Here is a 13,465-nt window from a genome sequence, read left to right as displayed (position 1 = left end):
CGACGGATGTGGGTAAGCGCGAAGTATGGAGCTTTTCGCCATTGTCGCCATTGCGTCACTGCCACTGGTGGCGGTCCTACTGCTGATGATAAAGCCGTCGGACTCGCTCCCACCGGATTCGTCCGATACGCAGCCGCCCGCACAATCCGCACCGCCGGAATATCCGCGCGGCTGGTATCTCGACGAACTCTCCGGCAAGCCCCGGCTCAAATAACGGCGGCCTACAGCGGTTTGACGACCGACCACTGGGTGACCGGCAGCTGCGGCCGCCACGCGGTGAATCCGCCGAGTGATTCGGCACGATAGACCTGGAATTTCCGTAGTGCGCCACCGTATTCGGCGGCGAGTGCGGTCAAAAGCGCATCGGATTCGACCGTCACGGAATTGGCGACCAATCGGCCGCCGCGCGACAGACGATTCCAGCAGGAATCGAACATGCCGTCCTGGGTCAATCCGCCGCCCAGGAATATCGCGTCCGGATCGGATAGGTCCGCGAAGGATTCGGGGGCGGCACCGTGTACTTCGATGACGGGAACACCGAGGGCGGCCGCGTTTTCGATGATCTGCTTGCGGCGGCTCTCGACTCGTTCGAAAGTGCGTGCGCGACAGGCGGGGTGGGTGCGGCACCATTCGATGGCGATCGTGCCCGAACCGCCGCCGATATCCCAGAGCAGCTCGCCGGGAGCGGGGGCCAGGGCGGCGAGGGTCAGTGCGCGGATCTCGGACTTGGTGAGCTGGCCGTCTCCGGCGTAGACCGCATCCGGGAGACCCGGGAGCCGGGTCAATCGGGCGGCCGTGCGATCGGCAATACAGTCGATGGCGACGATATTGAGCGGATCCCCGACTGGCCGTTGCCAATTCGCGGCGGTCCCAGTGGCAAGTAGTTCCGCCGGGCCGCCGAGCTGTTCCAGCACCGTCAGATGCGAATCGCCGAAACCATTGCGGGACAGCAATTCCGCCAGGCGTGCGGGGGTGTGCTCATCCTCGCTCAGCACGAGAATCCTGCGTCCGTCCGATAATTCGGGGAGTACGGTTTCCACGCGGCGGCCGACGACACTCACCACCGGGGTCTGTGCCAGATTCCAGCCGAGTCGCGCGCACGCCAGCGAGACCGAGGACGGCTGCGGCAGCACCCGCAGCGCGGCGGCACCGACCAGTCGTTCCAGGGTCACCCCGATGCCGTAGAACATGGGATCGCCGCTGGCCAGCACGCAAACCCGCAGGCCCGCATATTGATTCAGCAGACCGGGGAGGGCGGGCACCAGCGGTGACGGCCATGCCACGCGCTGCGCCGCGCATTCGGCCGCCGGAATCAGCGCCAGCTGGCGGTCCGAGCCGAACAGCACCTGGGCGTCCGCGATCGCGCGACGGGCAGGACCGCCGAGCCCGTCCCAGCCGTCCGCGCCGATGCCGGCCACCGTGATCGGCTGGTCCACCTGCCACGCCACCGGCCGCGTCATCGCGGCATCCGCCGCCAGATCGATTGCGGCACAAAGTGCATGGCCATGAACATGAGTTTGATGGTGCGCGGCACGCTCACCACGCGCGAACGCCGGTACAGCGCGGAGACCACCGCGTCGGCGACCTGATCGGGGGTGCTGGACAGCGGGGCCGGATCCATGCCCGCGGTCATGCGACCGATGACGAAGCCCGAGCGCACCAGCAGCAGGTGAACTCCGCTGCCGTACAACGCGTCCTGGAGACCGGTGACGAAGCCGTCCAGACCCGCTTTCGCCGAACCGTAGACGTAGTTGGCACGCCGCGTCCGCACGCCCGCGATCGAACTGAACGCCACGATCTGCCCATTGCCCTGGGCGCGCAACAGATTCGCCAGACCGGTGAGCACACTCACCTGTGCCACATAGTCGGTCTGCACCACCGCGACCGCATGCGCCGGATCGTGTTCCGCGCGCGCCTGATCACCCAGCACCCCGAACGCCAGCACCGTCACCCCGAGCGGTCCGTGCTCCCCGGTGATCTTCTCCAGCAACTGCTGATGACTGCCGAAATCATCGGCGTCGAACTCCACGCAATGCACCTCGGCCGCCCCCGACCTGCCCATTTCGGCTCGCTGCGGTCCCAGGTCCTCGGCTCGGCGCGCCGCCAGCACCACCACCCGCCCCGGAGCCAGCCGCCGGGCCACCTCGAGCCCGATCTCACTGCGCCCACCCAGCAACAACACGACGCCCGCATCGGCATCCCGCGAACCCATTCCCATGGCGAACAGTCTGCCATTCACCCCGCCCACACCGGCGCGCCGAGGTGGCCGACCCGCACCGACCAACACCAGGTCCAGGCCCCGCACGGCACACCACGCACGCCGCGCGCGAGCCTCGGGCGGGGGTTGCTAGCGTTCTGCGCATGCCGACCACGTCAACCAGCCCCGAACTCTCGCCCGCCGCCATCGAATTCGTGACCGAGCGGCACCTCGCCACGCTCACCACGTTGCGCGCCGACGGGACCCCGCATGTGGTCGCGGTCGGGTTCACCTGGGATCCGGAGGCGGGGATCGCGCGCATCATCACCGATGGCGGATCGATGAAGGTTCGCAATGTGCGGCGGGGCGGATACGCGGCGGTGAGTCAGGTGGACGGTGCGCGCTGGCTGACGCTGGAGGGTCCGGCGACGGTACTCGACGCACCCGCTGACGTCGTCGAGGCGGAACAGCGCTACGCCGGTCGCTACCGCCAGCCACGCGAGAACCCGACGCGCGTGGTCATCGCCATCGCCGTGCGGCGCGTGCTGTCCAGCAGCGGCTTCAAGCCCGGAGCAACTCAGCGCTGAGACCGGCCGCAGCGCCCGAAAACAGCCCAGCTCCACGAGGGTATCGCGGAGCTGGGCGAAACTTTCTGCGGGACGGCGCTTTACAGGCGGGTGAGGCCGTGTGGGCGCTTGTTCACCGATTCGCAGCCGTCGGCGGTCACCACCACGATGTCCTCGATGCGCGCACCCCATTCACCGGCGAAGTAGATGCCCGGTTCGATGCTGAAGGCCATGCCTTCCTCCAGCACGAGGTCATTGCCCGCGACGATGTACGGCTCCTCGTGCACGGACAGGCCGATGCCGTGGCCGGTGCGGTGCACGAAGTATTCGGCCAGTTCGGCCGCGGCGAGCAGATCGCGGGCGGCGGCATCGACCGATTCGGCGGTGACACCCGGCCGCACCGCGGCGACGGCGGCGGCCTGCGCGCGCTCGAGCACCGCGAACTGTTCGGCGATCTCCTCGGACGGCTCGCCCAGCACATAGGTGCGGGTCGAATCGGAGAAGTAGCCGGGTTCGACGGGGCCGCCGATATCGACGACCACCACGTCACCGTCTTCGATCACCCGATCGGAGACCTCGTGATGCGGGTCCGCGCCATGCGGGCCGCTGCCGACGATCACGAACGCCGCGCGGGTGTGGCCCTCGGCGATGATGGCGGCGGTGATATCCGCGGCGACCTCGGCCTCGGTGCGCCCGGCGCGCAGGAACTCACCCATGCGGGCGTGCACCCGGTCGATGGCCGCGCCCGCGCGACGCAGCGCGTCGATCTCGCTGGGGTCCTTGAGCATTCGCAATTCGCGCAGCACCGGGGTGGCCGAGACCGGCAGCGTGCCGAGCCGATCGGTGATCGGCAGCACATGCAGCGCGGGCATATTGTCATCGACCGCGGTGCGCGCTCCGGCATTGAGAATGGACTTCACCAGTGCGTGCGGATCGACGCCGTCCACCCAGTCCACGATCCGCAGACCCAACTCCGCGACCGCGGACGGCCCCAGCGCCGCCAACTCCAATTTGGGGATCACCACGGACGGCGTCTCACCCGAGGCGGGCACTACCAGGCAGGTCAACCGCTCATGCGACTGCGCCCGGGACCCGATCAAATATTGCAGATCCGGCCCGGGCGTGATGAGCAGCGCGTCCAGACGGGCGGCCCGCGTCAACTCCGCCGCCCGCTCCAGCCGCGCCCCGTAGACGTCCGCTCCGAACCGTGACTCGTCATGAGAGCTCATAGCCCCCGACGTTACCCGGTACCCCCGACACCCCGGGCAAGGTCATCGCACCCGGCCCGCGATCCCACCGCATCCCCCCTCGAATCATCCAGCGCCGCCACCGATTCCGATCATCCTCAGGCCATCGCACAACTCGAGGTCAGCCTTCGCGCAGCTCGAGACAAGCCCCCGCACGACTCGAGGCCCGGCCCTCGCGCAACTCGAGGCAAGTCATCACACTGGACGAAGTCAGCCGTCGCGCGGTTCAAGGTCTGCCATCGCACAGTTCAGGATCAACCGTCGCACGGTTGATGGTGAGCCGTCGCACGGCACCGTGCTGTTGGCGATGGCGGCCACATTCTTCGCCTCGCGACCTGGGTGATCGCCGAGAATCACGACCAATCGGGCAACCCCTGCGCAGACCGCCGTGATCGTCAGCGCATGCTTGGCAAATGAGCCTTTCCGTCTACGCCTACGTTCTCGACGAGGACCGCGCCTGGCAATTGCTCGACCCGCCGACGCCGGGCGACGAGCTGGCCGGGTTCGAACGCTGGCGCACGACCGTCTGGGGCTCCACCGCCGTCCTGGCCCTGGGCGCGTACTACTTTCCCGTCCTGGCACGCGGCGACCTCACCGTCCTGCCGCACGCGGTCCCCGAATTCCTCGACGAATGCGCGCTGCTCCGAAAGCATCTGGACGCCATCGCCGCGCAAGCCGACGAATCCCATTCCCGCGAAGTGCACACCGAACGCATCGCCGCGCGCCTGACCCACATCGAAGCCGCCGCTGAACGCGCCCTGGAAGTCGGCGGCGGCGTGCTGATCTGGTAGCGGCGGCGCGCTCACCTCGTGCCGTGCCGCGCGGTGTCGGGGGTGCGCGGTAGCGTTTGGCGTTATGAGCGCTCCCGCCACCGGTCCCCTGTTGCTGCTCGACGGCGCCAGTCTCTGGTTCCGCGCCTTCTATGCGATTCCGGAGAAGATCACCGCACCGGATGGGCAACCGGTCAATGCGGTGCGCGGGTTCACCGATATGGTGGCGGCGCTGGTGAAACAGCATTCGCCGAGTCGGCTGGTGGTGTGCCTGGATCTGGATTGGCGGCCCAAGTTCCGGGTCGATCTGATTCCGTCGTACAAGGCGCACCGGGTCGCCGAGGAACAGCCCGCAGATGCGATCGACGCTGTGGCGGAAGAGGTTCCGGACACTCTGACCCCGCAGGTGGACATGATCATGGCGGTGCTCGAGGCCGCCGGGATCGCGACCGCGGGGGCGGAGGGGCTCGAGGCCGACGATGTGATCGGCACCTTGGCCACGGTGGAGCGCGATACCGAGGTGATCGTGGTGAGCGGCGATCGCGATCTGCTGCAACTGGTTCGGGATACCCCGACGCCCCCGGTGCGGGTGTTCTATGTCGGGCGCGGCCTGTCCAAGGCCGAACTCTGGGGCCCCGCCGAGGTTTCGGCGAAATACGGTGTGCCGGAAGAGAACGCGGGCCCGCTGTACGCCGATATGGCGACCCTGCGCGGCGACGCCTCGGACGGCCTGCCGGGTGTCGCGGGCATCGGCGACAAATCCGCCGCGCAGCTCATCTCCAAATTCGGTTCGATCGAGGCGCTGCGCGCGGCGGCCGCCGATCCCGATTCCGATATGGCCAAGGGCGTGCGCGCCAAACTCGTTGCGGCGGAAGACTATTTGAAGGCCGCGGCACCGGTGGTGCGGGTGGTCCAGGATGCCACGGTCGAGTTCTCCCGCCCCGACGTGCTCCCCCGCGAACCCGCGAATCTCGAAGAGCTGCAAGCCCTCGCGGTCGCCTACAACGCCGAGAGCCCGGTGAAAAGACTCATCACGGCCATGGCCAAACGCTGAGTGCAAACCCCCACGAATCGTCGATCACCGGTCGATTCGCGGAACCTGGACAATAGCCGAGTCACGCTGCCGAGCCGATAGCCGATTTCGGCTCACATCGGCCAGGTCTCCGGCTTCCCACTCAGATCGGTGATCACGGCCTGCCGAAACCGATTGCCCTGCACATCGCTCAGCGTGATGTGCGTGGGCCCGGTGGCGACACCGCCCTGCGCGCAATTGGGTACGCAGACCCGCCGGGACTGGGTGCCATCCCCTTCGGCGGTATTGGGTCCCCAACTGGTCCAGGTGATGTCCTTGACCCACAACCCACCGTCACCGCAGGCGAGCAAGACATTCGAGGGCCGCTGCACCGCCTGATCCGCGGTGCGGGTGCAGTCGTAGACCACCGGATCAGGTCCCGCGGCATGCACCACGGCGGCGGGGGCGAAGGCCGCGGCCAGCGCCGCGATCGAGGTCACGGTCCAACCGGCTTTGCGCACAGCGTTTTTCATCATCACGCCCCCACACTCCTGGCAGCTATCACGATCTTGTGGCCACTGTACTCCCGCGATCCGCGCCGATCACCCCGGACGGTCACACCCAGCGCATCCACCGCAATCTCGCCCCGGAAACGACGAAACCCGGGGCGAGTTACTCGCGCCCGGGTTCATCGCTGTTCATCGCACCAGCTCAGCTGGGACGACCCACCTCGTAGGTGCCGTCATCCTTGGTGACCTTGATGGTGACCTTCTTGGCCTCACCGCCCACCTTGAGCGAGCAGTCGAAAGTCTTGTCCACCTCGACCTTCTGGCCGGACGGGCAGCTCACATCCTGGACATCCTCGATGCCGTAGGAATCCTTGAGCACCTTCTGCACACCGGTGGCCACGGCCTTGTTGTCGAGCTGATCCTTGGCGGTCAGCACCACCACACCGCCGACGATGGCACCGAGCACCACCAGCACCGCCAGCGCGATACCGATGATCAAGCCGGTCTTCTTCTTTTTCGCGGGCTGCGGCTGCGGCCACTGCTGGCCACCGGGCTGGGACTGATCCCAGCCGGGCTGCCCGGGCTGACCCTGCTGCGGCCACTGCGGCTGACTCCCCGCCCACTGCTGACCGGGCGGCGGCTGCTGCCCCCACTCCTGACCGGTGGCGGGCTGCTGCGGCTGACCCTGCTGCGGCCACTGCGGCTGGCTCTGCCCCCACTGCTGACCGGGCTGCGGCTGCTGCGGCTGGCTCTGCGCCCACGGCTGCTGCTGGTCACCCCAATTCGTGGTCGGCTGCGCGGGCTGCCCACCCCAGTTCTGACCCGGAGCGCCGCCGGGCTGCGGCTGGCCGCCGCCCCACTGCTGCGTCGGATCGTTGCGTCCCTCCCCAGTGCCTGGGGCGTCGTTCGGTCCGTACGGGCCGCTCATTTGCTTGCCTCCACTCGCAATCCGATGTACACACGCTAGCCCCCCGAGCGGGAACACGCTCGTGAACCCACCGCGGTCGGTACGTCTCAAAGAATCAAAGCACAGTCACATTCCCTACGCGGCGTCCACCGCGACGACACCCCGCCGAATAGCCTTGACCGCCTTGGCCGCTGTGGCCGCCACCTCCACATCGTCGGCGGTGTTGTGGATCTGATCCAGCATGTCGATGACCTGCCGGCACCAGCGCACGAAATCGCCCGCCGAGAGCGGATTTCCGCGATCGCCACTGGCCAGCAACGCATCGGCGAGGTCATCGCCGCGCGCCCAGGAATGCATACCCGTGACGAAACCCAGGTCGGGTTCGCGGGTGGGCGAGAGCCGATGTTTGGCCTCATCCGCACGCAGCTGCGACCACACCCCGATGGTGGCGTCCACCGCCCGGCGAATCGGCGCGGTCGGTCCCGAAGCGCCGAGATAGCCGCCCTCCTGGCGGGATTCGAACACCAGGATCGATACTGCGGCCGCCAATTCGGCCGGACCCAGCCCGCGCCACAGCCCCTGCCGCAGACTTTCGGCCACCACCAGATCGGCTTCGGCGTAGATGCGCGCCAGCCGCCGACCGTCGGCGGTCACCTCACCGTCCTCGACGTAGCCGCGCTCGGCGAGCAACGCCAGAATCCGATCGAAGGTGCGCGCCAGCGAATTCGTGGTCGACGCCACCTGCTGCCGCAGCGATTCGGTCTCACGCGCGAGCCGGTTATAGCGTTCGCCGATGCGCGCCAACTGTTCTCGATCCGGGCGTGCGTGCGCCGGATGGTTGCGCAGCGCACGGCGCAGCGACTGCAATTCGTGATCGTCCGCGGCCTTGGACTTCTTGCCGGTGCGACCGCGCCCCGGCACCACGATGCCGGTACTGCGCAGCGCCGACGCCAGATCCCGGCGCACCCGCGCGGTGCGATGGTCCACATGCCGCGGCAACCGCAGATGACCCAGTGATTGCGCGGGCGTCGGGAAGTCCGCGGCCGAGACCCGCCCGGCCCACTTGTCCTCGGTGAGCACCAGCGGACGCGGATCACCCGGTGTCGCATCGGCTTCCAGAATCACCGCCAGACCCTGGCGGCGACCGGCCGGAATGGCCACGACGTCACCGCGCCGCAGTGCGGCCAGCGCGGTCGCGGCAGCCGACCGCCGATCGGTGCGGCCCTGATTCTCGATCTGCCGTTCCCGGCCCCGAATGCGTTCGCGCAGTTGGATGTACTCGAGGAAATCGTCATCGCCGAGCTGCGACCGCAGCTTGCGCATGGCCGATTCGTTCTTGTCGATACCGCGCACCAGGCCGACGACCGAACGGTCGGCCTGGAACTGCGCGAACGACCGCTCCAGCAGCGCCCGCGAGTTCTCCGCGCCCATTCGATCCACCAGATTGATGGACATGTTGTAGCCGGGCCGGAACGAGCTCTTGAGCGGATACGTTCGCGTGGAAGCCAATCCGGCCACCGCGCTGGTATCGACTTCCGGATTCCACATGACCACCGCGTGGCCCTCGACATCGATACCGCGCCGCCCGGCCCGCCCGGTGAGCTGGGTGTACTCCCCCGGGGTGAGCTCGGCGTGCGTCTCGCCGTTGAACTTCATCAGGCGTTCGAGCACCACCGTGCGCGCGGGCATATTGATGCCCAGAGCCAGTGTCTCCGTGGCGAATACGGCCCGCACCAGACCGTGCACGAAAAGATCCTCGACGGTATGCCGGAAGGCGGGCAGCATGCCCGCGTGATGCGCCGCGAAACCCCGGTGCAGCCCCTCGCGCCACTCCCAGTAACCGAGCACCTCGAGATCACCGCGCGGCAGATCACCGGTGTGCTTCTCGATGATCGCGTCGACCTCCTCGCGATCCTGCTCGCGCGAGAGGTCCAGCCGCGAGCGCACGCACTGGGCAAGCGCCCCATCGCATCCCGCGCGACTGAAGATGAACGTGATGGCCGGGAGCAGCCCCTCGTCATCGAGTTTGGCGATCACATCGGGCCGGGGCACCGGCCGGAAGAACCGGCGCGGCCCGCCGCGCCCGCGCCCGCCGGGCACCCCGAAGTTCTCCATCCGGTCCGCGGCTTCACGCTGTTTGATGAACCGCACCAGATCCTCGTCGACGAGGACCTTCTGATCACTGGATTTGGCGTCGAACAGATCGAACATGCGCCGCCCGACCATGACGTGCTGGGACAGCGGCACCGGCCGGGTCTCATCCACGATGACCGCGGTGTCACCGCGCACGGTCTCCATCCACGCGCCGAATTCCTCGGCATTGCTGACCGTGGCGGACAGGCACGCCAGCCGCACCTCGGGCGACAGGTGCAGAATGACCTCCTCCCACACCGCGCCGCGGAACCGGTCCGCCAGATAGTGCACCTCGTCCATCACCACGTACGAGAGTCCTTGCAGCGCATCGGAACTCGCGTAGAGCATATTGCGCAGCACCTCGGTGGTCATCACCACGACCGGGGCGTGCGGGTTGATGGACTGGTCACCGGTGAGCAGGCCCACCGATTCGCGCCCGTAGCGGGCGGTCAGATCGGCGAATTTCTGGTTCGACAGCGCCTTGATCGGCGTGGTGTAGAAACACTTCCCGCCCGAGGCCAGCGCCAGATGCACCGCGAATTCACCGACCACGGTCTTACCCGCACCGGTGGGCGCGCAGACGAGCACACTGTGCCCGCCCGCGAGCGCCTCACAGGACTGCCGCTGGAACGGATCCAGCTCGAATTTCAGCTCGGTGGCGAATGCCGCCAGTTCGCCAGTAAGCGACCTTGATGTCACCGTCAGAGGGTATCGGAGTAATCCGACACGCTTCGCGTTGTTTTCTCCGGCGTGGCCGCCGGAACCGGTTCGGGCGTCTCGACGGGGGTTGCCGCGTCGATGCCGCCGCTACCGTCGCCGAGCGGTGAGGCCTCGTCATCGGACAGGTTGTTCCAGTTCTCGGCATTGCGCGCCTTGCGCTTGTCGTTGATGCGCGCGATCTGCACCGCGATCTCGAACAGCACGGTCAGCGCCAGCGCGAGCGCCAGCATGGAGAACGGATCCTGCGGTGTCACGATGGCCGCGAAGACGAACAGGCCGAAGATCAGGCCGCGCCGCCACTTGGTGAGCCGCTCATAGGTGAGCACGCCCAGGAAGTTCAGGCCCACGATCAACAGCGGTGTCTCGAAGCTCACGCCGAAGATGATCAGCAGCTTGATGATGAACCCGAAATACAGCGAACCACTGAGCGCGGTGATCTGGGTGTTGTTGCCGATGGTGAGCAGAAAGCTCAAGGCGTGCGCCACAATCCAGTACGCCAGCACCGCGCCCGCGACGAACAGCGTCGCGCCGGCGGTGACGAACGAGACCGCGTACTTGCGCTCCTTGGCGTACAGCCCGGGCGTCACGAACGCCCACAGCTGATACAGCCAGAACGGGCTGGCCATGACCACACCCGCGGTCGCACCGACCTGCAGACGCAGCATGAACTGTTCGAACGGCGCGGTCGCCAGCAATCGGCACGCCCCGTCGGGGCTGATATTGGCGCGCGAGGACGCGGGCAGCTCACAGTACGGCCCGGTCAGCACATCACCGAGACTCTCGATCCCGAGGAACGAGTGCGAGTACCAGAAGAATCCCAGCAGCGTGGTGACCGAGATGGCCGCCAGCGCGACGAGCAATCGATAACGGAGCTCGGCCAGATGCTCGACGAGGGACATGGTGCCCTCGGGATTGGTCCGGCGTTTGCTGCGGCGCGGATCGAACGGAATGCGCATGTGTGTGTGACTGCCTCGCGGTGAGTGAACGCCCCGGACCTGGACAACGCTCGACCCGGGGTGAGCGTCTACTCAACCCCGGGGACGGATGATGTCAGACCTGGGGCTTCTCGACGTTCACGGGCTGCGCGACGGCAGCGGGCTGTACCGGCTGCGCGGCGGGAAGCTGCTGCGGGGCGGCCGCCTCGGGGGCGGTCTCGGCCGGCTTGTTGGCCTCGGTCTGCATCTGGCTGACTTCGCTCTTGAAGATGCGCATGGATCGGCCGAGACTGCGCGCGGCGTCGGGCATCCGCTTCGAGCCGAAGAACAGCAGGAAGACCAGTGCGACGATCAGCAAGTGCCACGGGCTGATGCTGCCCATAATTCCAACCTCCAAAGACTGTGGTGTTTCAGATGCTACCGGACATGCATACGCCCGGGTTTTTCGTCAAGAGTCCGAATGGGTCACTGCGCTCAACTCCGCCAGCAACTCCGGCCCGGACCAGGTGCGCCGGTCACCGTTCTCGGCGGCCGTGATCAACTCGATGAGCCGGGCATTGACCGGTGTCGGCAGGCCGACCATGGTGCCCAGCGTCACGATTTCGCCACAGAGCCAAGCGATTTCGGTTTTGCGGCCCGCCGCCAGATCATCGGCCATCGATGAGCGCGCCACCGGATCGATGGCGAGTACCCGCCCGGCGACCCGGCGGAAGATCCCGTCGGGGGCGGTCAGCAGGCGCGCCATGACCTCGGGCGGCAGCGGGGTGAGCCGGGCCGGGCGGATGCGCGCGCGGGACATCACCGCGAGCGCCTCCTGCTGGGTCAGGGCCAGGCAGCGGCGGTAATCGCGGGTGCCCAGCTCCTCGCGCAGCGGACGGCCGGACAGCGCGTTGATGGGATTGTTCAGATTCAGCAGCAGTTTGGCCCACTGCACCGACAGCAGGTCCGGATACCGCTTCACGCCGAGCCCGGAAGCGTGCAGTACGGGTGCGAATCGGTTCAGCACCGCGTCATTGGCGATGGCGACCCCGCCCGCGGTGCCGCGATGGAAGCGGCCGTTCTCGCGGTGCACGACATTGAACATGACCATGCCCGCCAGCACCACGCAGGCGGGCAGCACATCGCGGATGACCGCGTCATTGCCGATGCCGTTCTGCAGGCTGATCACCACGGTGCCGGGCTTGACCAGGCCGGACAGTTCGCGTGCGGCTTTCTCGGTATCGGCGGACTTGACGGTGATGAGCACCAGATCGGCGTCCGCGGCCGCGGCGGGATCGGTCGAGGTCCGGAACGCCGTCGGTTCCACGCGCTGATCCAGCCCGTCCAGATCGGTGAGCCGCAGCCCGGACGCGCTGATCTCGTCGAGCAGACGCGGCCGCCCGATGAAGGTGACATCCGCGCCCGCACCGGCGAGCTTGCCGCCGACGAAGATGCCGATACTGCCCGCGCCCAGCACCATTACGCGCGGCGCGGAACCGGGCGGTGTCACGTTCGGGACGGTCACGCCGGACCGACCTCCTCTAACCCGGTCAGCTGTAGTTCGGTCGAATTGTCCTGCACCAGCGCCGAATACGCGGCCAGCGCGGTACCGGAACGCTCACGCACCGCGGTCACCAGTTCGGGCGGGCCGAGCACGGTGACCCCGGAACCGAAGCCGAGCAGCAGCCGCGCCATCCAGTCCAGGGTGGCGAAGCGCATGGTGGCCTCGACATTGCCGTCCGGATGCACCGCGACCCGATGCATCGGGTACTGATCCAGGACCCACGAGTAGTCGGCGTGAATCAGCAGGCGCGCCAGCGGAACCGCCGGATCGTCGACGAAGAGGTCCAGCGCCGAGGTCTCGTCGGCGGCGGCCTCGGCGGGCGGGCGGGCCGGTTCGTCGAGTTCGGTGGCCTCCTCGATGCGATCGAGGCGGAACAGGCGGACGCCCTCGGCTTCACGGCACCAGGCCTGCAGATAGCTGTTGTTGTCCACCAGAACAATACGAATCGGGTCGACGGTTCGTTCGGAGACCACATCGCGACTGGCCGAGTAGTAGACCATGCGCACGGCGTGACCATTGGCGAGCGCGGAACGCACCGTGGCCACCGAGGGGGCCTCGGCCGGCGCGGCGGGCGCCTCGAATTCGACGCCGGAGATGGCGGATTCGATCTTCGCGATGGCCGAATGCGCGGCGCTGGGATCGACCATGCCGGGCAGATCCGCGATCGAGCGCAGCGCCACCAGCAGCGCGGTCGCCTCCAGCGAGGTGAGCCGCAGCGGGCGATCGATACCGGCGGAGAAGGTGACCTCGATGCTCTCCTCGGAGAACGACAGATCGATCAGATCACCCGGGCCGTAGCCCGGAAGTCCGCACATCCACAGCTGATTCAGGTCGCTCATCAGCTGTTTGGTGGTGACGCCGAGTTCGGTGGCGGCCTCGGCGGCGCTGATGCCCGGATTGGCCTGGAAGTACGGGACCATATTCAG

General features: G+C 67.5%; 14 protein-coding genes. 4 read left to right on the top strand and 10 right to left on the bottom strand.

Features of this window, described 5'->3' with window-relative positions; all coding sequences use genetic code 11:
- Positions 1 to 25: 25 nt before the first annotated feature.
- The gene (locus tag ACFVUS_RS03485) at positions 26 to 214 is read left to right on the top strand and encodes a hypothetical protein (RefSeq protein WP_387761575.1); all 189 of its coding nucleotides are present in this window, start codon (positions 26 to 28) and stop codon (positions 212 to 214) included.
- Between the two features lie 7 nt (positions 215 to 221).
- Here the strand turns inward: ACFVUS_RS03485 and cbiE are convergent, their stop codons facing one another.
- Positions 222 to 1,460 carry a precorrin-6y C5,15-methyltransferase (decarboxylating) subunit CbiE gene (gene cbiE / locus ACFVUS_RS03480; protein WP_387761574.1) on the bottom strand — a complete coding sequence of 413 codons (1,239 nt, stop codon included), beginning with the start codon at positions 1,458 to 1,460 and terminating at the stop codon, positions 222 to 224.
- Positions 1,457 to 2,212, bottom strand: a complete 756-nt coding sequence (locus ACFVUS_RS03475; protein WP_387765380.1) for an SDR family NAD(P)-dependent oxidoreductase — start codon at positions 2,210 to 2,212, stop codon at positions 1,457 to 1,459. Before ACFVUS_RS03475 ends, cbiE begins: the two co-directional genes overlap by 4 nt.
- A 149-nt stretch (positions 2,213 to 2,361) precedes the next feature.
- Here ACFVUS_RS03475 and ACFVUS_RS03470 point away from each other — a divergent pair, with 149 nt between their 5' ends.
- Positions 2,362 to 2,784: a PPOX class F420-dependent oxidoreductase gene (locus ACFVUS_RS03470; RefSeq protein ID WP_387761573.1), complete on the top strand. Its 423-nt coding sequence runs from the start codon at positions 2,362 to 2,364 to the stop codon at positions 2,782 to 2,784.
- A gap of 80 nt (positions 2,785 to 2,864) precedes the next feature.
- Here the strand turns inward: ACFVUS_RS03470 and ACFVUS_RS03465 are convergent, their stop codons facing one another.
- Positions 2,865 to 3,992, bottom strand: a complete 1,128-nt coding sequence (locus ACFVUS_RS03465; RefSeq protein WP_387761572.1) for a M24 family metallopeptidase — start codon at positions 3,990 to 3,992, stop codon at positions 2,865 to 2,867.
- Between the two features lie 431 nt (positions 3,993 to 4,423).
- Here ACFVUS_RS03465 and ACFVUS_RS03460 point away from each other — a divergent pair, with 431 nt between their 5' ends.
- Both ACFVUS_RS03460 and ACFVUS_RS03455 read left to right on the top strand, forming a co-directional pair.
- Positions 4,424 to 4,801 (top strand): hypothetical protein, encoded by a 378-nt coding sequence (locus ACFVUS_RS03460; protein WP_387761571.1) that lies wholly within the window; start codon positions 4,424 to 4,426, stop codon positions 4,799 to 4,801.
- Positions 4,802 to 4,865: 64 nt separating this feature from the next.
- Positions 4,866 to 5,834: a 5'-3' exonuclease H3TH domain-containing protein gene (locus ACFVUS_RS03455; protein WP_387761570.1), complete on the top strand. Its 969-nt coding sequence runs from the start codon at positions 4,866 to 4,868 to the stop codon at positions 5,832 to 5,834.
- 92 nt (positions 5,835 to 5,926) lie between these two features.
- On the opposite strand, the gene ACFVUS_RS03450 is transcribed toward ACFVUS_RS03455, so the two are convergent.
- From ACFVUS_RS03450 to ACFVUS_RS03420, 7 genes are all read right to left on the bottom strand, one after another.
- Positions 5,927 to 6,328, bottom strand: coding sequence for a hypothetical protein (locus tag ACFVUS_RS03450; RefSeq protein WP_387761569.1), 402 nt, complete (start codon positions 6,326 to 6,328; stop codon positions 5,927 to 5,929).
- 175 nt (positions 6,329 to 6,503) lie between these two features.
- The gene (locus tag ACFVUS_RS03445) at positions 6,504 to 7,229 is read right to left on the bottom strand and encodes a DUF4333 domain-containing protein (RefSeq protein ID WP_387761568.1); all 726 of its coding nucleotides are present in this window, start codon (positions 7,227 to 7,229) and stop codon (positions 6,504 to 6,506) included.
- A gap of 114 nt (positions 7,230 to 7,343) precedes the next feature.
- On the bottom strand, positions 7,344 to 10,040 hold the full coding sequence (locus ACFVUS_RS03440; protein WP_387761567.1) for a DEAD/DEAH box helicase: 2,697 nt from the start codon (positions 10,038 to 10,040) through the stop codon (positions 7,344 to 7,346).
- A 2-nt stretch (positions 10,041 to 10,042) separates the two neighbouring features.
- The gene (tatC, locus tag ACFVUS_RS03435) at positions 10,043 to 11,017 is read right to left on the bottom strand and encodes a twin-arginine translocase subunit TatC (protein WP_387761566.1); all 975 of its coding nucleotides are present in this window, start codon (positions 11,015 to 11,017) and stop codon (positions 10,043 to 10,045) included.
- A gap of 94 nt (positions 11,018 to 11,111) precedes the next feature.
- Positions 11,112 to 11,378 carry a Sec-independent protein translocase subunit TatA gene (gene tatA / locus ACFVUS_RS03430; protein WP_364634018.1) on the bottom strand — a complete coding sequence of 89 codons (267 nt, stop codon included), beginning with the start codon at positions 11,376 to 11,378 and terminating at the stop codon, positions 11,112 to 11,114.
- 66 nt (positions 11,379 to 11,444) lie between these two features.
- A complete protein-coding gene (locus ACFVUS_RS03425; RefSeq protein ID WP_387765379.1) occupies positions 11,445 to 12,485 on the bottom strand; it encodes a 2-dehydropantoate 2-reductase in 1,041 nt (346 codons plus the stop codon).
- Positions 12,486 to 12,496: 11 nt separating this feature from the next.
- Positions 12,497 to 13,459 (bottom strand): helix-turn-helix transcriptional regulator, encoded by a 963-nt coding sequence (locus ACFVUS_RS03420; RefSeq protein ID WP_387765378.1) that lies wholly within the window; start codon positions 13,457 to 13,459, stop codon positions 12,497 to 12,499.
- Positions 13,460 to 13,465 lie beyond the last annotated feature (6 nt).

The sequence above is a fragment of the Nocardia sp. NPDC058058 genome (assembly GCF_042885355.1).
In the GTDB taxonomy this organism is placed as follows: domain Bacteria; phylum Actinomycetota; class Actinomycetes; order Mycobacteriales; family Mycobacteriaceae; genus Nocardia.
The sequence above is the reverse complement of the archived record's forward strand: the minus strand, read 5'-3'. Positions and strand labels throughout refer to the sequence as shown.